The organism is Jiella avicenniae (genome assembly GCF_021390325.1).
GTDB classification, from domain to species: Bacteria; Pseudomonadota; Alphaproteobacteria; order Rhizobiales; family Rhizobiaceae; genus Jiella; species Jiella avicenniae.
Map to the genome: position 1 here is coordinate 115,908 of NZ_JAJUWU010000009.1, position 19,447 is coordinate 135,354.

General features: G+C 66.7%; 17 protein-coding genes. 3 read left to right on the top strand and 14 right to left on the bottom strand.

Features of this window, described 5'->3' with window-relative positions:
• Nucleotides 1–52: 52 nt before the first annotated feature.
• The 5 genes from LZD57_RS10930 to LZD57_RS10950 are packed head-to-tail and all read right to left on the bottom strand — an operon-like array spanning nucleotide 53 to nucleotide 5,634.
• On the bottom strand, nucleotides 53–1,174 hold the full coding sequence (locus tag LZD57_RS10930) for an oligopeptide/dipeptide ABC transporter ATP-binding protein (RefSeq protein WP_233719657.1): 1,122 nt from the start codon (nucleotides 1,172–1,174) through the stop codon (nucleotides 53–55).
• Nucleotides 1,171–2,157: an ABC transporter ATP-binding protein gene (locus LZD57_RS10935; protein WP_233719658.1), complete on the bottom strand. Its 987-nt coding sequence runs from the start codon at nucleotides 2,155–2,157 to the stop codon at nucleotides 1,171–1,173. The genes LZD57_RS10930 and LZD57_RS10935 overlap by 4 nt, the downstream gene beginning before the upstream one ends.
• Nucleotides 2,154–3,059 (bottom strand): ABC transporter permease, encoded by a 906-nt coding sequence (locus LZD57_RS10940; protein WP_233719659.1) that lies wholly within the window; start codon nucleotides 3,057–3,059, stop codon nucleotides 2,154–2,156. The genes LZD57_RS10935 and LZD57_RS10940 overlap by 4 nt, the downstream gene beginning before the upstream one ends.
• Complete coding sequence (locus LZD57_RS10945) at nucleotides 3,059–4,006, bottom strand: ABC transporter permease (RefSeq protein WP_233719660.1); 948 nt, start codon at nucleotides 4,004–4,006, stop codon at nucleotides 3,059–3,061. Before LZD57_RS10945 ends, LZD57_RS10940 begins: the two co-directional genes overlap by 1 nt.
• Nucleotides 4,006–5,634 (bottom strand): ABC transporter substrate-binding protein, encoded by a 1,629-nt coding sequence (locus LZD57_RS10950; protein ID WP_233719661.1) that lies wholly within the window; start codon nucleotides 5,632–5,634, stop codon nucleotides 4,006–4,008. The genes LZD57_RS10945 and LZD57_RS10950 overlap by 1 nt, the downstream gene beginning before the upstream one ends.
• A 177-nt stretch (nucleotides 5,635–5,811) precedes the next feature.
• Here LZD57_RS10950 and LZD57_RS24000 point away from each other — a divergent pair, with 177 nt between their 5' ends.
• Entirely contained in the window at nucleotides 5,812–6,573 is a 762-nt protein-coding gene (locus LZD57_RS24000) for a GntR family transcriptional regulator (RefSeq protein ID WP_255699901.1), read from the top strand.
• Nucleotides 6,574–6,680: 107 nt separating this feature from the next.
• Here the strand turns inward: LZD57_RS24000 and LZD57_RS10965 are convergent, their stop codons facing one another.
• Nucleotides 6,681–7,241 (bottom strand): HNH endonuclease, encoded by a 561-nt coding sequence (locus tag LZD57_RS10965; protein ID WP_233719662.1) that lies wholly within the window; start codon nucleotides 7,239–7,241, stop codon nucleotides 6,681–6,683.
• A gap of 92 nt (nucleotides 7,242–7,333) precedes the next feature.
• Complete coding sequence (locus tag LZD57_RS10970; protein ID WP_233719663.1) at nucleotides 7,334–8,098, bottom strand: DNA-3-methyladenine glycosylase family protein; 765 nt, start codon at nucleotides 8,096–8,098, stop codon at nucleotides 7,334–7,336.
• Nucleotides 8,099–8,251: 153 nt separating this feature from the next.
• On the opposite strand from LZD57_RS10970, the gene gluQRS reads away from it, so the two are divergent.
• A complete protein-coding gene (gluQRS, locus tag LZD57_RS10975) occupies nucleotides 8,252–9,184 on the top strand; it encodes a tRNA glutamyl-Q(34) synthetase GluQRS (RefSeq protein ID WP_233719664.1) in 933 nt (310 codons plus the stop codon).
• On the opposite strand, the gene LZD57_RS10980 is transcribed toward gluQRS, so the two are convergent.
• Both LZD57_RS10980 and glgX read right to left on the bottom strand, forming a co-directional pair.
• Nucleotides 9,165–10,130, bottom strand: a complete 966-nt coding sequence (locus LZD57_RS10980) for an AEC family transporter (RefSeq protein ID WP_233719665.1) — start codon at nucleotides 10,128–10,130, stop codon at nucleotides 9,165–9,167. The two genes, gluQRS and LZD57_RS10980, sit on opposite strands and share 20 nt — an antisense overlap.
• Nucleotides 10,131–10,361: 231 nt before the next feature.
• Nucleotides 10,362–12,413, bottom strand: a complete 2,052-nt coding sequence (gene glgX, locus LZD57_RS10985; RefSeq protein WP_233719666.1) for a glycogen debranching protein GlgX — start codon at nucleotides 12,411–12,413, stop codon at nucleotides 10,362–10,364.
• 1,085 nt (nucleotides 12,414–13,498) lie between these two features.
• On the opposite strand from glgX, the gene LZD57_RS10990 reads away from it, so the two are divergent.
• On the top strand, nucleotides 13,499–13,699 hold the full coding sequence (locus LZD57_RS10990; protein WP_233719667.1) for a hypothetical protein: 201 nt from the start codon (nucleotides 13,499–13,501) through the stop codon (nucleotides 13,697–13,699).
• A gap of 246 nt (nucleotides 13,700–13,945) precedes the next feature.
• On the opposite strand, the gene LZD57_RS10995 is transcribed toward LZD57_RS10990, so the two are convergent.
• From LZD57_RS10995 to glgC, 5 genes are all read right to left on the bottom strand, one after another.
• Nucleotides 13,946–14,239, bottom strand: a complete 294-nt coding sequence (locus LZD57_RS10995; RefSeq protein WP_233719668.1) for a type II toxin-antitoxin system RelE/ParE family toxin — start codon at nucleotides 14,237–14,239, stop codon at nucleotides 13,946–13,948.
• Nucleotides 14,236–14,514: a hypothetical protein gene (locus LZD57_RS11000; RefSeq protein ID WP_233719669.1), complete on the bottom strand. Its 279-nt coding sequence runs from the start codon at nucleotides 14,512–14,514 to the stop codon at nucleotides 14,236–14,238. The genes LZD57_RS10995 and LZD57_RS11000 overlap by 4 nt, the downstream gene beginning before the upstream one ends.
• A 218-nt stretch (nucleotides 14,515–14,732) precedes the next feature.
• Nucleotides 14,733–16,361: an alpha-D-glucose phosphate-specific phosphoglucomutase gene (locus LZD57_RS11005; RefSeq protein ID WP_233719670.1), complete on the bottom strand. Its 1,629-nt coding sequence runs from the start codon at nucleotides 16,359–16,361 to the stop codon at nucleotides 14,733–14,735.
• 3 nt (nucleotides 16,362–16,364) lie between these two features.
• Nucleotides 16,365–17,810, bottom strand: coding sequence for a glycogen synthase GlgA (gene glgA, locus LZD57_RS11010; protein WP_233719671.1), 1,446 nt, complete (start codon nucleotides 17,808–17,810; stop codon nucleotides 16,365–16,367).
• 6 nt (nucleotides 17,811–17,816) lie between these two features.
• A complete protein-coding gene (gene glgC, locus LZD57_RS11015; RefSeq protein ID WP_233719672.1) occupies nucleotides 17,817–19,088 on the bottom strand; it encodes a glucose-1-phosphate adenylyltransferase in 1,272 nt (423 codons plus the stop codon).
• Between the last annotated feature and the right edge of the window lie 359 nt (nucleotides 19,089–19,447).

Here is a 19,447-nt window from a genome sequence, read left to right on the forward strand (position 1 = left end):
TGCGCGTGAATTTTCCGGCATCCCGATAGCCGCCGCCCCGTTGCTGCGACGCTCAGGCGGAGACTCCGGCGCCTCCGGCCGGCGATCCGGCGGCGGGGGCCGAAGCCGTGATCTGAGGCAAGGCGGGATGGTCCTCCGCGTCAAGGGGATGGCGGCAGGCGACGGTCCGGCCGGGCGCGATCGGCGCGAGGATCGGCTCGGCGGTGAGGCAGTCCTCCTCGACGCGGGGGCAGCGGCTGGCGAAGCGGCAGCCCGTCGGCAGATCGAGAGGGCTCGGGATCTCGCCCTCCAGCGGATCGGTGATCGGTGCGAAGAATTCCGGGGCGGCGTGACGGAGGGCGCGGGAATAGGGGTGGGCCGGCGCCGACAGCACGGCGTCCGTCGGCCCGGTCTCGACGATGCGGCCGAGATACATGATGGCGATCTCCTCGCACAGATAGCTCGCGACGCCGAGATCGTGAGTGATGAACAGGAGGGTCAGGCCCATCTCGCGCTTCAGGCGTCGCAGCAGGTTGAGAAGCTGCGCCTGGGTGGAGACGTCGAGGCCGGACACCGCCTCGTCGGCGATCAGCACCGTCGGCTCGGCGGCGAGCGCCCGGGCGATGGCGACGCGGCGCACCTGGCCGCCGGAGAGAGCGGCGGGATAGCGCTCGGCGATCTCGGCGGGCAGGCCGACCCGGGAAAGCAGCGCGGCGACGCGCTCGCCCACCGCCTCCCGGCCGCAGAGGCCGAAATGCAGGAGCGGCTCGGCGATCAGCGCGGTCACCGTCATGCGCGGATCGAGCGAGGCGCGGGCGTCCTGATAGATCATCGCCACCGAGCGGGCGAAATCCCGGCTCTGCGCCCGCACCTCGTTCACCGGCTGGCCGAAATACAGCGCCTTGCCGTCGCTCGGCTCGGCAAGCCCGAGGAGGACGCGCAAGAGCGTCGACTTGCCGGAGCCGCTTTCGCCGACGAGCGCGATCGAGGCGCCGCGTCGGACGGTCAGACGCACGCCGTCGAGGGCGGCGAGCGAGCGCTTCTCGCGCTTCAGGAATCCCGCCGGCCGGCTGACGGCGAAGCGCTTTTCCACGTCGAGGAGTTCGAAGACGGGGCGGTCGGACGCCGCGATGCCGTTCGATCCGGCGCCCGGCGCGGCGGCCGGGACTGCGTCGCCAAGGAGGGGCTCGGTCATGGTCGCGGTTCCGGGTTGAAGCAGGCGATCAGCCTGTCGCCGTCGGCCGCAAGGGCCGGGCGTTCGGCAAGGCAGCGGGAGAGGGCGTTGGGACAGCGGGTGGCGAAGCGGCAGCCCTTCGGCATGTCCCCGTAGCTCGGAACGCCGCCTTCCGGCGGGTCGAGCGTCTCGGTGCCGATTTCGAGGACGCAGGACTTGAGCAGCCGCGTATAGGGGTGGCGGGGACGTTCGAGGATGCCGCGCGAGGGACCGGCCTCCATGACCTGGCCGGCATAGAGGACGACGATTTTGTCGCAGGACTGGCTGGCGAGAGCGAGATCGTGGAGCACGAAGACGCAGCTCGCGCCGCGCGCCCGGATCTCGGTCAGGATCAGGCGGATGATCTGCGCCTGGATGGTGACGTCGAGCGCCGAAGTCGGCTCGTCGGCGAGGAGAAGCTCGGGATTGCAGGCAAGCGCGATCGCCACCATCACCCGTTGCTGCATGCCGCCGGAGAGTTCGTGGGGATAGGCGGACAGCCGCGCCTCGGCGTCGTTGATGCCGACGCCTTCGAGCAGTTCCAGCGCCCTTTCGCGGGCCTTTGCCCGTCCCAATCCCAACTGACGGCGGAGAACGGAGACGAGCTGGCCGCCGACCGTGTAGCAGGGGTCGAGCGCTGCGCCGGCATCCTGGAACACCATGGCGATGCGCCGGCCGCGCAGCCTGCCCCAGCCGCGTTCGTCGAGAGAGGCGAGGTCGTCCACCTCGTCGAAGCGCATGCGCCCGGCGATCTTCGCCTCGCTCTTTCCGATCAGGCCCATCAGGGCGAAGGCGATGGTGGATTTGCCGGCGCCGCTCTCCCCGACGAGGGCCAGCGTCTCGCCGCGGCCGAGCGTCAGGGAAACGCCGTCGAGAATGCGGCTCCGGCCGCGTTCGAGGGTGAGCCCCTCGATGGCGAGAAGCGGAGCGGCATCGCCCGCCGCGACGAGATCGGGAGCGTTCATTGGGCGCGCTTCAGCTTGGGATCGAACTCTTCCCGGACGGCGTCGCCGACGATGGCCAGCGCCACCAGGAGGATGGCCAGCGCCATGCCGGGCATGCCCGACATCCAGGGCGCGAAGCTGACGAAGCCGCGCCCCTCCGCGATCATCAGGCCCCAGTCGGGCGTCGGCGGGGTGACGCCGATGCCGAGGAAGGAGAGCGAGGAGGACACGAGGATCGCCTCGGAAATCCGGACGGTGATCTGGACGAGCAGCGGGAAGAAGACGTTGGGCAGGATGTGACGGCGGATCACCGTCAGGCGCGGGATGCTCATCAGATGAGCCGCCTCGATGAAGAGCTGCGTCTTGACCTGCAGGACGTCGGAGCGGACGGTGCGCGAGAACGGCCCGACGAGCGAGATGCCGACGGCGAGGATCACCTTGTCGACCCCTTGGCCGAGAATGGCGATGATGGCGATGGCGAGGATCAGCGAGGGAAGTGCCAGGATGGAATCGATGAGGCGCATCAGCGCCCATTCGAGCCAGCCGGTGGAAAGCCCCGCCGCGAGGCCGAGAACCAGCCCGCCGCCGGCGCCGATCAGCACGGCGACGATGCCGATGGTGAGGGCATAGCGCGCGCCGAAGATGATGCGGCTCAAAATGTCCTTGCCGAAGCTGTCGGTGCCGAGGAGATGGTCGGGGCCGGGCGGCGCCATCATCGCCTCGATCGACTGCGCGGTCGGATCGTAGGGTGCGATGAACGGCGCGAAGACGGCGCAGAGCACGAAGCCCAGCGCGACGAGAAGGGCGAGGCTGAAGAACGGACGGCGCAGGAAGAGGCTTTTCCGCCGCGGCTTCTTCGCTCTCGCCGCGGCCTTTCCGGCCGGAACGGTGGAGGGATCGAGGGACGCTTCGCCCACGGCCATCAGCGCGGCCTCAGTCTCGGATCGAGGATCGGATAGGAGAGATCGACGAGCAGATTGACGAGGATGAACAGCACCGCCGTCAGCATCACGCCGGCCTGGACGAGCATGTACTCCCGCCCGAGCACGGCATTCGTCAGCATCTGGCCGATGCCCGGCATCGAGAACACCGTCTCTGTCAGGACGGCGCCCTGCAGGATGCCGCCGAGCTGCAGTCCTATGACGGTGACGACGGGCATCATGATGTTGCGCACGCCATGCACCCAGACGACGCGCCAGCCCGGCTCGCCCCGCGCCTTCGCGGCGGTGATGTAGGGCTGATCGAGAACCTCCACGAGAGCGGCCCGCGTCACCCGCACGATCATGCCGATGAAGAAGGTCGAGAGCGTGATCGAGGGAAGGACGAGGTGGTAGAGCCCGGTCCAGAAATCCTCCCAGGGCGGCACGAAGCCCATCACCGGGAAGGCGCCGAACTTCACCCCCAGGAACCAGATCAGCAGGATGCCGAGGAAGAAGGAGGGAAAGGCGGTCCCGGTCAGGGCGAAGACGGCGGCGCCGGCATCCCAGGCCGTATCCTTCTTCACCGCCGACAGGACCCCGACCGGCACGCCGACCAGGATGGCGAGGCCGAGCGAGCAGGCCGTCAGCGTCAGGGTGACGGGCAGCGCCTCCCGGACGACGAGGTTGAAGATGTCGGCGCGGGCGACGTAGGACGTGCCCCAGTCGCCGGTGACGAAATTGCCGAGCCATTCGGCATATTGAACGATCATCGGCTGATCGAGGCCGAGGGCGTGGTTGAGCGAATCGTAGCTCGCCTGATCGAACTCGGAGCCGAGCATCAGCAGGACGGGATCGCCCGGCGCGAGCTTCAGAAGAGAGAAGCTCGCGATCGAGACGATCAGGAGAACGACCAGGGTCTGGGCGATCTTGCCTGCGGCCCGGGAGAGCATCAGCCGATGCTCACCGTATGCAGGTTGACGAGGTCGCAGGGGACGTACTGGAAGCCCTCGACCTTCTTGGCGAAGGCCTTGTAGACCGGGATGTGGGCGAGCATGGCGACCGGCGCTTCGTCCATCAGATGGTCTTCGGCCTCACGATAGAGTTCGGCGCGCTTGGCCTGGTCGATTGTCGCGCCGGCCTCGATGCAGAGGCGGTCGAACTCGGCGTTCTCCCAACCCCAGTAGTTCCACGACCCACCCGACTTGAACTCCGGATAGAGCGTCTCTTCCGGGTCGAGATCGGCCCACCAGCGGAAATCCAGAATCTCGAAGTCGCCGTCCTTCATGCGCTTCACCCAGGCGGCCGGCTCGAGCAGTTCGAGCTTCACCTTGATGCCGATCTCGGCCAGCATCGGGGCGAGGGTCTGGGCGACGCGGGTGCCGCCGGGGCCGTCCTCGGTCATGATGTACGTGACCTCGATGTCGCCTTGCGTCTTCGCCTTGGCGCGGAATTCCTTGGCCTTGGCGAGGTCGAAGCGCTGGCCGCGGTCGCTCTCGGCGATGTTTGGATCGTAGAAGCCGGTCATCGGGGGCGAGATCGGCGTGAAGGCCTGCTGGGCGAGGCCGAAATAGCCCTGCTTGACCACGGCGTCGCGGTCGATGGCGAAGGCGACGGCACGGCGCAGATCGACGTCGTCGAAGGGCGCCTTGCGGGTGTTCATGCCGACATAGGTGTAGTTGCCTTCCACCCCGCCATAGAGATTGACCGTCGGCACCTGCTTGACCTGGTTGACGAGCTGCAGCGGGCAGTCGTTCATGCCCTCGATCTGGCCGGAGACGAGGGCGGCGACGGCCGTGCTCGGCTCGTTGATCAGCATGAAGGACGCCTTGGCGAGCTTCGGCATGCCGGCCTCGAAATAGTCCGGATTGGCTTCGAGCTCGATCGCGTCGTTGTCTTTCCAGCTGACGAATTTGAACGGGCCGGTGCCGACCGGATTGCGGCCGTAGTCCATGCCGTATTTCTCCACGGCCGCCGGGCTGACGATGGTGCCCGCGCGGCCGGTGGAGCCGGTGAGCGCGACGGGCAGGAAGGCGTAGGGCTTGGAGAATTTCAGGCGAAGGGTGAGGGGATCGACGATCTCGATCTCGTCGAGCAGTTCGAGCTTCCAGGCATGGGGCGACTTCGGCTCCCCGGACTTCACCCGCATCAGCGAGAATTTCACCGCCTCGGCGTCGCAGGCCGTGCCGTCGTGGAATTTCACCCCCTCATGGAGTTTGAAGAGGTGGGTCGTGTCGTCTTCCATGTCCCATGTCGCGGCGAGATCGGGTTCGAACTTCACCGCCTCGCCGTCGAAGGTCACTTTCAGAAGGCCGTTGTGGATGTTGTTGATCACCTGCACGGCCGAGAGAAAGAAGGTGAAATGCGGGTCGAGCGTGTCGATGTGCGACAGCGAGGCGATACGGATGTGGCCGGCCTGATCGGCCCGGGCGAGGTCCGGGGTGAGGCCGAGCCCGGCGGCGGCCAGTGCGCCCGCGCCGACGCCGACACCCTTCAGGAAGCTTCGCCGTCCGATCCGGCTGGACAAACGCGCCGCCAGAACGGCCTTGTGGTCGATCTTTTCACCGGTGTCACGGGTCATGCAAATACTCCAGGATGAAGAGGTGCCGCGCGTCGAAGGACCGGGAGGCCGACGAATTCTCGCCGCCCGCTCACGAATACAAGCGATGCTTCGGAAGTGCCGTTGAATCTTCCTTGTCGACTTTGCCGGTGCTATGTGTACAAATGCAAGCCTAAATTTTTAGCATGAGTGGAAATTATGCAGGCAGGTGGACGTTGCGCCGATGACATCCATGCGGCCATCATCGAACGGATCATCGCCGGAGAGCTGGGGCCGGGCGATGCACTGAACGAATTGCCGCTCGCAGAGGAATTCGGCGTCTCGCGCACGCCGGTCCGGGAGGCCCTGCAGCGCCTGAGCGCCGTCGGCCTGGTCGAGCGTGGCCCCCGCCGCGCCTTCGTGGTGAAGCGTCTGGATCCGATCGCGATGCAGGATCTCTTCGAGGCGGTGGGCGAGCTTGCCGCGCTGGTGGCGGGTATGGCGGCGCTGCGCATGAACGAGGTCGAGCGGCAGGCTCTCGCCGCCGTCACCGCCGCCGGAGAGACGGAGGGCGTCGACTATGCCGAAGCCAATGCGCGGTTTCACGAGCTGATCCAGCAGGGGGCTCACAATCGCGTGCTCGCGTCGACGATCGGCGATCTGAGCCTGCGGACCTTGCCCTGGCGCGGCGCGCAGTTCCGGGCCCGTGCCTCGAGGATCGTGGAATCGCAGCGCGAGCACCGGGCAATCCTCGACGCCATCCTCTCCCGCGACGCCGCCGAGGCGGCTTCCCTGATGCGGGCGCATATCGGGGCGTCATTCGTCGGCATCGTCGACATGGTCCGCCGGCGCGTCGAGACGTCCTCGCCATGGAGCGAATCGGCGTCGAGCCTGCCGGCGACGGGTCGACGAAAAGGATCGGCGCGCGAGAGCGGACACCACCCGCCGCTACCGTTCGTGCCGCGCCGCGATGTCTCCTGAGGCAAATCCGGGTAGGACGGGAAGGTGACGTCCCCGCTTCGTCTCGCGCGCGATCACCGGGGTCTTCGCAGGATCTTGGCGGCGATGGAGACGCGAAGGCCTGCCGATCACTCGGGATCGAGTTCGGAATCCCAGTAGAGATAGTCGAGCCAGCTCTCGTGGAGATAGTTCGGCGGGAACAGCCGGCCGTTGTTGTGCAGGTCGTGTACCGTCGGCTGATAGGGCGTCTGGTGCGGGATCATGCCCGCGGCCTTCGGCATCAGCCCGCCCTTCTTCAGATTGCAGGGAGAGCAAGCGGCGACGACGTTTTCCCAAGTGGTCAGGCCGCCCTTCGAGCGGGGCACGACGTGGTCGAAGGTCAGTTCGTGCGGCGAGCCGCAATACTGGCACTGGAAACGGTCGCGGAGAAAGACGTTGAAGCGGGTGAAGGCGGGGTGGCGGGCGGGCTTGACGTAACTCTTCAGGCACACGACGGAGGGCAGGCGCATCGAGAAGGTGGGACTTCGGACCGCCCGGTCGTATTCGGCGAGGATGGTCACTCGATCCAGGAACACCGCCTTGATGGCGTCCTGCCAGGACCAGAGGGAAAGCGGATAGTAGCTCAGCGGCCGAAAATCGGCGTTGAGGACGAGGGCTGGGGATAAGTCCGGACTTACCGCAATCGTCACCGCATTCTCCTTAGGCACATGCCGTCATCGGTTACCTGCGTCGTGCCGACTATCGTGCTCCATCATGTCGCCTTTGTGAAGCCTGAGACCAGTCATGACAGGGGCTTGGGGGAATTTTGGCCAGAGCGTGACGGCTTGCGGTCCGCTTTTGCGTTCTGTTGCAGGGGCGTCGCCGCTCTTGCCGCCTCCTGCGCGGGCACGACGTCGCGCCTGTGGATGACGGCGTAATAGGCCCAGAACAGTCGGGCGGCGACCGAGCGGTGCGGTCGCCAGGCCTCGGCGATCGCGCCGAGTCGTTTTGTCGTCGGCCGGCTCTCGTGGTCGAGCGCGTGGGCGACGGCCACCTGCAGGGCGAGGTCGCCGGCGGGAAAGACGTCCGGGTGGCCGGTGCAGAACAGCAGCCAGCATTCGGCCGTCCACGGACCGATGCCGCGCACGGCGACGAGTTCGGCGATCGCCTCGGGCGCGTCCGTCGTCTCCAGGCGGGCGAGATCGAGCCGTCCCTGGGCGATGGCCGCCGCGACGGCCTCGACCGTCTGCTGCTTGGGGCGCGACAGGCCGGCGGCGCGCAGCGTCGTCTCGCCCGCGGCGAGGATCGCGTGGGGATCCGCGAGATCGACGGCGGCGTCGAGCCGGCCGAAGATCGCATCGGCGCTCGCCTTCGACACCTGCTGGGCGACGACGATGGCGAGAAGGCCCTTCAGACCCGAGCGGACCCGGCGCAGGGGAACCGGACCGGCCGTCTCGGCGATTCGAACGAGCCTCTCGTCGGCTGCCGTCAGCGCGGCGAGCGCTTCGGCGATATCGGCTTCGGTGCGGATCACGACTTTCCGGCTTTCGTCATCTTCCCCTCGCATTCCGATTCTAGCACGTCGCTCGCCAGCCATCGCAACGCGCTGCGGCAGGATCCGCTCTTCCGTCCGAACATTCTTGAAAAGCAAAAGCATCGATGGGCGAATCGCGCGCCGGCGACGTCGGCGGCTCCCGTCCGTGGAAGGGATTTGGCGACCATGTTTCCCAGTGATTCGGTCCTGCGCTTCGCCCCCAGTCCGAACGGCGAACTGCATCTCGGCCATGCCTATTCGGCGCTTCTCAATCGCGGGATGGCCCGCGCCATCGGGGGCAAATTCCTCCTGCGCCACGAGGACATCGACACGGCCCGCTGCACCCCGGCCTACGAGCGGCAGGTGGAGGAGGACCTCGCCTTTCTCGGCGTCGACTGGGACGAACGACCGCGCCGCCAGTCCGAGCACATGCACGACTATGCCGCCGCCCTGGAGGCGCTGGCGGCGGAGGACCTCGTCTACCCGGCCTTCATGTCGCGGGGCGAGATCAAGGCCCATGTCGAACGCTTCGAGGAAGAGGAGGGCCGGCCCTGGCCGCGCGATCCCGACGGCGCGCCGCTCTATCCGGGGCTCGACCGCCACGCCTCGACCAAGGAGCGCGAACGGCGGATGAGCGAGGGCGCGCGCTTCGCCTGGCGGCTCGACGTCGAGCGGGCGATCGAGATGATCCCGGCACTGACCTGGGACGAGCACGGCGCCTCGCCGATCGGCGAAAGCGGCACCATCGTCGCCCGGCCGCTCGAATGGGGCGACGTCGTCCTCGGGCGGATGGACATCCCGACCAGCTACCACCTCTCGGTGGTCGTCGACGACGCGATCCAGGGCGTCACCGACGTGGTGCGGGGGCGCGACCTGTTCTACGCGACCAGCGTCCAGCGGCTCCTGCAGGCGCTGCTCGGCCTTCCCCAGCCGCGCTACCACCACCACGAGCTGATTCTGGGAACCGACGGCCGGAAGCTATCCAAAAGCGCGCGCGACACCTCGCTGCGCTCGCTGCGGGAGGCGGGAATGACCGCCGAGGACGTCCGCCGGATGGTCGGGCTGCCGGGACGGCCGGCGGACCCGAGCGAAACGGCCCTCAGGTCCCGAGGATCTTGAGCCAGACGCTGAGCGTGACCACCGACGCGACGGTGGAGATCAGGATGGTCGTCGCCGCCAGCTTTTCGCCGGACTTGAAATAGGTGGCGAAGAGATAGGCGTTGATGCCGGCGGGGGCCGCCGCAGTCAGCACCGCCCCCTTCAGCCACAGCGGCGGCAGGCCGGCCTCGCGGGCGATGAGCCAGACGACGAGCGGCATGACGATCAGCGACAGCCCCGTCATGAGCGAGGCGGCGAGGAGATCGCCCCGAAGCCCGTAGCGCGTCAGCGACATGCCGAGCGAAAACAGCGCCAGGCCGCCCGCCGTGCCGCCGAGAAGCCGCGTCACCTCGTCGATCGACCCTTCGAGGGGCAGGCCCGAGACGCGCCAGACGAGGCCGACGGCGATGCCGACGACGATCGGGTTGGTGACGAGGTTCACCGCCATCCGCCGCGCCATCCGGCCGAGCGGCACGGGCACCCGGACGAGTTCGGCGCCGTCCCGGGCGTCGAGGGCGGCGGCTCGTTCGACGAGCAGGGTCGAGGCGATCATCATCACCGGCAGATGGATCGAGATGATGAGCAACAGCGGCTCGAGGCCCGCGTCGCCATAGGCTCGCTGCAGCATCGGGATGGCGACGAAGACGGTGTTGGCGAAGCTCGCCGTGATGCCGGCGATCACCCCCGTCCGATGGTCGGCCCTGAGGAATTTGCGCATCACGACGGTACCGACCGTCCAGACGAGGGCGACGCCGCCGAAATAGCTGATCCAGAGAAGCATCGGATTGGCGCTGCCGACGCTCATCGTCGCGAGGGTTCTGAACAGAAGGACCGGTACGGCGACGACGAAGACGAAGCGGGCCAGGCTCTCGCCGACGGCTTCCGACAACAGCCCGAAACGCGCCGCGGCATAGCCGAGGGCGATCAGGCTGAAGATCGGGACGATGACGTCGAAGATGGTCTGCATGGCGGGCGGTGAGGGCGGCAGGCGCCCGTCGAGACCTTTATGGGCAAGCGGTGAGGGAGGCGGCGAAGCCGGGCAATCGTGCTGCCGGACCGCGCCCTGGACGAGAGTTTGGCGTGAGGCCTCCTGCTACGATGCGCGGTCGCGGCGGGCAAGGGGTTTGCACGTCCGCCCGCGCAACGGTGTGTGCGGTGATCGCCCGGCCGAGGACGATGCCTCTCCTGCTCCGATCTCTCAGCCAGTTGGTTCCTCGATCAGCACGAAGACCGATCGGGGCCCGACCGCCAGCGGCTTGTCGGGGACGACGTGTCCACCGGGCGAGGCCGGCTCGTCGGAGCGCAGGACCAGCGCGAAGCGATGGCCGGGACGCGGCTGCGGGAGCATTACGTCCCTGGTCAGATGGCCGGCATTGAGATAGACGATCGCCCGCTCGCTTTCCTCGTCCCCCGTGCGCCGGGGGGCGTAGACGCCCATGCCGAGGAAGTCCCGGTCGCGGTCGTGCCAGTCGGCCTCCGTCATCGCCGCGCCCGTCTCGGTCAGCCAGACGACGTCTTCCACCGCACCATCCTCGACGATGCCGCCGGTGAGGAACCGGTCGGCGGACAACGCCGGATGGGCGCGCCGCAGCTTCGCCAGCGCCGCGACGAAGGCGGCAAGATCGGTGTCGGCGTTCTGCCAGTCGAGCCAGAGGATCTCGTTGTCCTGGCAATAGGCGTTGTTGTTGCCGCGCTGGCTGCGGCCGATCTCGTCGCCGGCGACGATCATCAGGCTGCCGCGCGAGACGAACAGCGTCGCCAGCAGCGCCCGGACGTCGCGGCGGCGGGCCTCGACGACCTGCGGGTCGTCGCTCGGGCCCTCGACGCCGTGGTTCCAGCTGAAATTCTCGCCATGGCCGTCGCGGTTGGCCTCGCCATTGGCCTCGTTGTGCTTGCCGGCATAGGCGGTGAGGTCGGCAAGGGCGAAGCCGTCATGCGGGGCGAGCATGTTGACGCCGATCGAGGGGCGCCGGCCGTTGCCGCCGAAGACGTCCTGCGATCCCGCGAGCCGCGTCGCGAGGTCGCCGACGGTCTCCGCGTCGCCGCGCCAGAATCGGCGGACGTCGTCGCGGAACCGGTCCTGCCACTCGAAGAAGGGCGGCGGGAAGTTCCCGACCTGATAGCCGCCGGGGCCGATGTCCCAGGATTCGGCGACATGGATGCGGTCCTTCAGCACCGGATCCGCCGCGATCGCCTTCAGAAGCGGCGCGTCCGGCGAAAAGCCGGCGTCGCTCCGCCCGAGCACCGGGGCGAGATCGTAGCGGAAACCGTCGATCCCGACGGTCTCGACGAAATGGCGAAGCGTGTCGACGAAGAGCCTCGCCACCGCCGGCCGGTCGCAGGCGAAGGTGTTGCCGGTGCCGGTGTCGTTGACCAGCGCGCCGTCGGGCGCGTGTCGGTAGTAGAGAGCGTTGTCGAGGCCCCGGTAGCAAATCGTCGGCCCTTCCACCGGTCCCTCGCCGGAGTGGTTGAGGACGACGTCGAGAAGAACGCGGATGCCGCGCCGGTGGAACGCATCGACGACACGGCGAAGGTCGGAAAGGCCGCCCGGCGCGAGCCGCGGATCGAGCGCCATGTGGGTGACCGGATTGTAGCCCCAGGCATTGGTCAGGCCGAGTTCGGTCAGATGCCGCTCGTCGATCCAGGCGGCAGAGGGCATCAGCTCGACGGTGTCGACGCCGAGGCTTTGGACGTGGTCGAGCAGCGCCGGCTCGGCGAGGGCGGCCAGCGTCCCGCGAAGCGTATCCGGCACGTCCGGATGGCGTTGGGAAAAGCCGCGGACGTGCAGCTCGTAGACGAAACCCGGCGCCGCAAAGGGCAGGGGGTCGGCATCGCGCGAAACATCGGTGACGACGGCGCGCGGCACCCACGGTGCACTGTCGAGCCGCTGCGCCGGCGGCGCGACCAGCGCGGGATGGTAGACGAACGGCCGGTCGAGCCGGACGGCGTAGGGATCGACGAGGAGCTTCGACGCGTCGAAGCGATGATGCCGCGCCGGATCGAACGGCCCATGGGCGCGAAAGCCGTAGCGCGCGCCGGGCTTGAGATCGGGCACGAAGCCGAAGCGCACGCCGTCCGCCTCACCGGGCAGCGGAAGGCGCTGGATTTCCTGTGTCCCGGCATCGTCGAACAGGCACAGCTCGACGGTGTCCGCATTGTGCGACGTAACGGCAAAGTCGACGCCGCGCTTCTTCGGCGCCGCGCCGAGACGCTTCGGCAGCCCGCGTTCGGAGGTGATCTGAAAGGTCATGGTGGGAGGTTAGCGACTTCGCCGACGCGGCGCCATTGGGGCGGCGGTCGTTCCGCATATGACACGGCTTGCCGCTTCCCATGCGAGACGGCCGCGATTTTGAACAGAATACAGCGAAAGTGTTTCAGAAACGAGTGTCATCACTGTGCGATTTGCGTACTGTCCGATTGGGCGTAACGTTAGGCGAAACGGGCATAACCGTCTCTCATGAAGCGCTTTCCGCGCATTACACTTTAAAGAATGTCCAAATGATACGGAAGACCGTCAATTTTTTCGCCGCCATGAGCTGCTTGGTTCTACCGTTAGCCACTAGCGCGCAAGAAAATCACCACAAGAAAAGCAACCCTCCCTCATACACAGTTCGGTTCGGCGCGATCTTCGGTGACATGGAGCCAATCGCAGGGGAGATACAATGTATCGTCGGCAAGAAATGCATTGTACCACTAACGACTTTACCGAAAGTCGAGATCTGGTTGATTCGCTTTACCACTGTACCAAATACAGGACTCATAACGCTTTTTTGCCCGGACATTGAATGCGGATTTATAAATGGGCTTAGGTCAACCGCATATAACGGCCGCCTCAAACACCTAAACATCTACGAGGAAAATATTTCGCAGCATGGTCTTGAGACACACCTGATTTTCCGGCCTGGGAGATATCTTGGTCGTTTCTCATTCGCGGTTATCGATTGATTCCGAACACTATATGGAACGGCTGATTTAGCGCAATAATTGCCGTCAGAATCTTGATCTACAAACCCTAAATCTGAAACAGAATTCGCAATTCTGTTCCGCCGGCCGGCGGCCGGTCTGCGTGGCGGAATATCCCGGCGGCCACTTGATGTATCTGCGGCCGGATCCGCGCCGCTTGCCGATGCAGGAGGTGCGAGCGCTCTATGGCGCGGTGGTGAACGTTGCCGATCGATCGGCGAGCGGTCCTGCCGGGCTTCGGCGTTCCCCTATCGCGGCCGGGTTGCAGGAAACCTCCCTGTGACGTGCGGCACAGCAGCCCCGCGGGGCAATCGGTAACGTCTGGGCATCGGCGGTCAGACGGGCCGCCGGCAATCAGAGGGAAGCCAACCCGTGGTCACCAACCTGCCGACCATCGCCTTCATCACGGCCGCTGCGATCACCGCCACCGGCGCCTCGGCCGCCATGACCACCGATCTGCCCACGATCTCGGCCGCGGCCGCTGCCGGCGAGCCGTCGATCGACAGCCGCGGTTTCAACAATGGCGACCGGCAGCAGAACCGGCGCGTCGAGATCGTCATCGTCAAGCCGTAGAGGTCTATGATTGGACCCTCGAGGGGTTGGATATCTTCCATCGCCTCGCCTGGTTCACCGGCAGCCTTCCGGCAACGGCGCCAGACAACCCAAGGAAACGAGGCCGGAGCCGCTTCACGTCCCCACGTCCGGCTCGATTCGCCCGGTGCGCTTCTTCTTCGGGACGGGCGAACCGATTCGCCAGCCGGCGCTCGAGGTGATCTCAAAGGCATGGGAAGGTCGGCCCGTGTCGGGGGAGTGTTTCATCTACGCGCCTCGGTCTTCCCGGCCATGCCACACCCGGACGACGACGAGCGTCTCGCTCTCCTCGTCGATCCTGTAGCGCAGCACATAGGCGCTTTTGCCGAACCGGACGAAAAGCTGCCTATAGTCCGGACGAACATCCATGCCAATTCCGGCGCGTGGATTTTCGAGAAGCCGGCGGATTCCATCATCGATTGCCAGCATCGCCTTCTCGGCAGCGAGAGGAGATCGAGCCAGCAGGAAGTCATGAAGGCGTTCGATATCCTCCACGGCTTCCGGGAGGAAAACGAATTTCATCGCCGCGCCGACTTGGCCCTCGCCTCATCGCGCAGCATGCCAAGCCGCTGGCGGACCGCCTCGAAGGGCACCGCGTGGCGGGATTGCAAATAGGCCTGCCAGCGCTTTTCGTCGTCTACCGCTTCGACGTCGGTCCGCTCCGCCTCGTCAGCATATGCCCGCAAAACACGTTCGGCGAACTCCGCTAGCGAAGTTCCTTCCCGCGCTGCCAGTTCGGCAAGTCTGGAACCCAGATCGGGATCGAGTTCGAGTGAGTCTGCTTTGACGGTCGACATCGGACGACACTACCGCAAACATCGACGCATTTGAACTGGCCATCACCGCGTGCGGATCAGAACACCTTTCAGGTGGGGTGGGCACGGTGGAAAACCCGGGAGCGCTTTTGCTCTGGCGGCTCGTCGGCGATGTCTTCGCCCATGCGCTTTACCAGATTAAGCTCGGCTCATATCCCGCGGTACACTCCGCCGACCGAAGATACGCCACCAGAGGATCGTCACGTCACCACGTCCGGCGCGCTCCGGCCGGTGCGCTTCTTGATCTCGCCGATCACGTCGGCCGTGTCGATCAGCTCCTTCAGCGCCTCTTCCGGCGCGAGCGCGTGCTTGGCCGGATCGGATTCGAAGCGCTCGATGTAGACGCGCAGGGTGGCGCCGCTCGTGCCGGTGCCGGACAGACGGTAGACGATGCGCGAGCCGCCCGAGAAGATGATGCGCACGCCCTGGCTGGTCGCCACCGAGCCGTCGATCGGGTCCTTGTAGGAGAAGTCGTCGGCCTCCGAGACGACGAGGGTGCCGAAGCGCTGGCCGGCCATCGAGGCGAGGCGGTCCCGCAGCGACTCCATCAGCCCGTTGGCGGCCTTGGCGTCGATTTCCTCGTAGTCGTGGCGCTGATAGAAGTTGCGGCCGAATTCGGCCCAGTGCTTCTCTAGAATTCCAGCGACGCTCTCGCGCCGCTCGGCGAGAATGTTGAGCCACAGGAGAACCGCCCAGACGCCGTCCTTCTCGCGCACGTGGTCCGAGCCCGTGCCGGCGGACTCTTCACCGCAGATCGTCACCTTGCCGGCGTCGAGGAGATTGCCGAAGAACTTCCAGCCGGTCGGGGTCTCGTAGATGCCGATCTTGCGCTTCTGGGCGACCCGGTCCGCCGCCTGGCTGGTCGGCATGGACCGGGCGATGCCGGCGATCCCCTTGGCATAGGCCGGGGCGAGATGGGCGTTGGCGGCCAGGACGGCGAGGGAATCGGACGGCGAGACGACGACCCCCTTGCCGACGATGAGGTTGCGGTCGCCGTCGCCGTCGGAGGCGGCGCCGAAGTCCGGGCCGTCCTCGGCCATCAGATGGGCGATGAGATCGGCGGCATGGACGGCGTTGGGGTCCGGATGGCCGCCGCCGAAGTCCTCCATCGGAACGTTGTTGACGACGCTGCCCGTCGGAGCGCCGAGCCGGTTCTCCAGGATCTCGGTGGCATAGGGGCCGGTCACGGCATGCATCGCGTCGAAGCGGATGCCGAAGCCCGAGGCGATCAGGTCGCGGATCTTGGAAAAATCGAAGAGCTCTTCCATCAGTTCGGCATAGTCGGCGACGGGATCGACCACCTCGACCACCATGTCGCCGAGCCTGGCCTCGCCGAGCTTCGAAATATCCGGTGCCGTCGAGGTGAAGACCCGGTAGCGGCCGATCGTCTTCGTCTTCTCGAAGATCTTCGCCGTGACGCTTTCCGGCGCCGGGCCGCCGTTGGAGCCGTTGTATTTGATGCCGAAATCGCCGCCCGGGCCGCCCGGATTGTGGCTGGCCGACAGGATGATGCCGCCGGAGGCGCCCCGCTTGCGGATGAGGTTCGAGGCGGCCGGGGTGGACAGGATGCCGTTCTGGCCCACGACCACCCGGCCGTAGCCGTTGCCGGCCGCCATGCGGATCGCCATCAGGATCACTTCGCGATTGTAGAACCGCCCGTCGCCGCCGATGACGAGCGTCTCGCCGCCGTCGAGCGGCAGCGCGTCGAAGATCGACTGGATGAAGTTGGCCGCATAGTTCGGCTGCTGGAAATGCGGGACCTTCTTGCGAAGCCCCGAGGTGCCCGGCTTCTGATCGTCGTATGGCGTCGTGGCGATCGTCTCGATCATCGTCTACTCTTTCATCAGATCGCGGTAGAGGCCCGCATAGATCTTCGCGCTCTTTTCCCAGGAAACGTCGGACTTCATAGCCGCCGCCTGCATGTTTCGCCAGACGCGGGCGTCCTCGTAGAGTTCGAGCGTCCGGTCGACGGCCGCAAGCAGGGAGGCCTCGTCCGGCGGCGAGAAGATGACGCCGGTCGCCGCCCCCGCGGCGACGGCCGCATGGTTGGCGTCCACCACCGTGTCGGCGAGGCCGCCGACCTTGGCGACGACCGGGATGCAGCCATAGCGCAGCCCGTAGAGCTGGGTCAGGCCGCAGGGCTCGAAGCGCGAGGGAACGAGGATCGCGTCGGCGCCGGCCTGCACCCGGTGCGACAGCGGCTCGTCATAGCCGATCCGCACGCCCACCCGGTCGGGATGTTTCGAATGGGCGGCCTGGAAGGCGCCCTCGATCATCGCCTCGCCCGAGCCGACGACGACGAGGCGAATGCCGCGCTCGACGATCTCGGTGCAGATGCCGGCGACGAGGTCGAGGCCCTTCTGCCAGGTCAGCCGGCTGACGACGGCGAAGATCGGGCCGTCCTCGCGCCGGAGGCCGAACTCGCCTTCGATCGCCCGCTTGTCGTGGATCCGCGGGCGGATGTCGGCCGCCGAATAGCCGGCGGCGATCGCCGGGTCCGTCTCGGGATTCCAGAAGGTCGTGTCGATCCCGTTGACGATGCCGACGAGGCGCGAGCCGCGCCCCCGCAACAGACCGTCGAGCCCCATGCCGCCGCCCTCGGTGACGATTTCCTTGGCATAGGTCGGGCTGACGGTGGTGACGACGTCGCAGGCGTGCAGGCCGCCTTTCAGGAAGCCGACATTGCCGTAATATTCGACCCCCTCGATCGACCAAGTGGCGGCCGGAAGATCGAGCTCGGGGAAGACCTGCGAGGGATAGTTGCCCTGGAAGGCGAGGTTGTGGATCGTCAGTACCGTCCGCGGGCGGGGGCGGTTCGAAGCGGCGAGATAGACCGGCGTCAGCGCCGCCTGCCAGTCGTGCGCATGGACGATGTCGGGCCGGTAGCCGGGGATCGCGCCTTGGGCGATCCGCGCGCCTGCCTTCGAAAGCGCCCCGAAACGCTTCCAGTTGTCGGAAAAGTCGTGGCCGCCGGCGTCGGAATAGGGGCCGCCGAGGCGATCGTACAGTTCCGGACTGTCGAGGACGAAGAGCTTCAGGCCGGCGAGTTCGCAGGCGAGGATGCGCGCCTCGCAGCCGAGCACCGGGTCGAGGAGAAACGTTTCGACCCCGGCCTTTGCGCGCGCGATTTCCCGCATCACCACGGGATAGCCCGGCAGCATGGTGACGACGTCGCATCCATGGGTAGCGAGGGCGCCGGGCAAGGCACCGGCGACGTCGGCCAGGCCGCCGGTCTTGATCAGCGGAAAGACTTCCGAGGCAATCGACAGGATGCGCATCGGCCGTCAGTAGCTCAGCCGGTCGATCATCGGCTTGGTGACGAGGCAGATGCCGGATTCGGTGCGCCGGAAGCGCTTGGCGTCGAGCTCGGGATCTTCGCCGATCACCAGTCCGTCGGGAATGACGACGCCCCGGTCGATGACGGCGTTCTTGATCCGGGCGCTGCGGCCGATGTGGCTGTGCGGCAGAGCCACGGCGTGGTCGAGATAGGAATAGGAGTGCACCCGGACACCGGTGAAGACCAGCGAGCGATTGAGCGCGCCGCCGGAGATGATGCAGTCGCCGGAGACGAGGGAGGAGATCGCCGTGCCGCGCCGCCCGTCCTCGTCATGGACGAACTTCGCCGGCGGGTTGATCTCGGCATAGGTCCAGATAGGCCAGTCGCGGTCGTAGATGTCGAGCGGCGGGACGATGTCGGTGAGGTCGATGTTGGCCTGCCAGTAGGCGTCGACGGTCCCGACGTCTCGCCAGTAGGCCTCGTGGTCCGGCTCCATCGCCGAGCGCACCACCGATCGGTTGAAGCGGTGGGCGACCGCCTTTCCGTGCCGCACGATGTGGGGGATGATGTCCTTGCCGAAGTCACGCTGCGAGTTGGGATCGGAGGCGTCCCGGCGAAGCTGGTCCATCAGGAAGTTCGTCTCGAAGACGTAGATGCCCATCGAGGCGAGTGCCACGTCGGGACGGCCGGGGATCGCCGGCGGATCCTTCGGCTTTTCGACGAACTCGGTGATCTCGTAGTCTTCGTCGACATGCATGACGCCGAAGCCGACCGCCTCCATGCGCGGCACTTCGAGGCAGCCCACCGTCACGTCCGCACCCGAGTCGACATGCTGCTGGAGCATGATCTCGTAGTCCATCTTGTAAATGTGGTCGCCAGCGAGGACGACGATGTGCTTCGGCGCGTAGGACTCGATGATGTCGATGTTCTGGTAGACCGCGTCGGCCGTGCCGGCATACCACTGATCCTCCGAGACGCGCTGGCTGGCGGGGAGGATGTCGAAACTCTCGTTGCGACCGGGCCGCAGGAAGTTCCAGCCGTTCTGGAGATGCCGGATCAGGCTGTGAGCCTTGTACTGGGTGGCGACGCCGATGCGGCGGATGCCCGAATTGATCGCATTCGACAGCGCGAAGTCGATGATCCGGGTCTTGCCGCCGAAATAGACGGCGGGCTTGGCGCGGCTGTCGGTCAGTTCGAGCAGCCGGCTGCCGCGCCCCCCTGCCAGGACGTAAGCCATGGCATCGCGCGCCAGCGGTGCGAACGGTCGTGAATCTGCCATTGTCCCTCCCTCGATGGCGAATCGCGCGCTCTCGGCGCGCTTCCTTTGCTGATCCCGGCCGCCAACGAGGGCGGCGGGAGGTTCGCCACGTCAACTCAGAGTGAAGATAGGGCGGCGAGAGTCAAGAAGCATAGGCCCCGGACGAAGGACTGCCGCCGCGCGCTTGTCGGGCCAAGGGTCCGTTCCCGTGCGTCGCGCCGCACCCGCCGACGGTCCGTGACGGGAAGGCCACCGAGGCACCGGCCCGCGCGGCGAGGTCCCGGGTCGCATCCCGCGGGCCGCTCGCCGCCGGCATCCGTCAGAACGGGTTCGGACCACCACTCGAATGCCTTCGGCGCGTCGCCCGCAAGGTTCTTCGT

Coding starts and splice junctions, on each gene's coding strand:
- LZD57_RS10930 (WP_233719657.1), bottom strand. CDS start 1,174: ATGACCGAGCCCCTCCTTGGCGACGCAGTCCCGGCCGCCGCGCCGGGC.
- LZD57_RS10935 (WP_233719658.1), bottom strand. CDS start 2,157: ATGAACGCTCCCGATCTCGTCGCGGCGGGCGATGCCGCTCCGCTTCTC.
- LZD57_RS10940 (WP_233719659.1), bottom strand. CDS start 3,059: ATGGCCGTGGGCGAAGCGTCCCTCGATCCCTCCACCGTTCCGGCCGGA.
- LZD57_RS10945 (WP_233719660.1), bottom strand. CDS start 4,006: ATGCTCTCCCGGGCCGCAGGCAAGATCGCCCAGACCCTGGTCGTTCTC.
- LZD57_RS10950 (WP_233719661.1), bottom strand. CDS start 5,634: ATGACCCGTGACACCGGTGAAAAGATCGACCACAAGGCCGTTCTGGCG.
- LZD57_RS24000 (WP_255699901.1), top strand. CDS start 5,812: ATGCAGGCAGGTGGACGTTGCGCCGATGACATCCATGCGGCCATCATC.
- LZD57_RS10970 (WP_233719663.1), bottom strand. CDS start 8,098: ATGCGAGGGGAAGATGACGAAAGCCGGAAAGTCGTGATCCGCACCGAA.
- gluQRS (WP_233719664.1), top strand. CDS start 8,252: ATGTTTCCCAGTGATTCGGTCCTGCGCTTCGCCCCCAGTCCGAACGGC.
- LZD57_RS10980 (WP_233719665.1), bottom strand. CDS start 10,130: ATGCAGACCATCTTCGACGTCATCGTCCCGATCTTCAGCCTGATCGCC.
- glgX (WP_233719666.1), bottom strand. CDS start 12,413: ATGACCTTTCAGATCACCTCCGAACGCGGGCTGCCGAAGCGTCTCGGC.
- LZD57_RS10995 (WP_233719668.1), bottom strand. CDS start 14,239: ATGAAATTCGTTTTCCTCCCGGAAGCCGTGGAGGATATCGAACGCCTT.
- LZD57_RS11000 (WP_233719669.1), bottom strand. CDS start 14,514: ATGTCGACCGTCAAAGCAGACTCACTCGAACTCGATCCCGATCTGGGT.
- LZD57_RS11005 (WP_233719670.1), bottom strand. CDS start 16,361: ATGATCGAGACGATCGCCACGACGCCATACGACGATCAGAAGCCGGGC.
- glgA (WP_233719671.1), bottom strand. CDS start 17,810: ATGCGCATCCTGTCGATTGCCTCGGAAGTCTTTCCGCTGATCAAGACC.
- glgC (WP_233719672.1), bottom strand. CDS start 19,088: ATGGCAGATTCACGACCGTTCGCACCGCTGGCGCGCGATGCCATGGCT.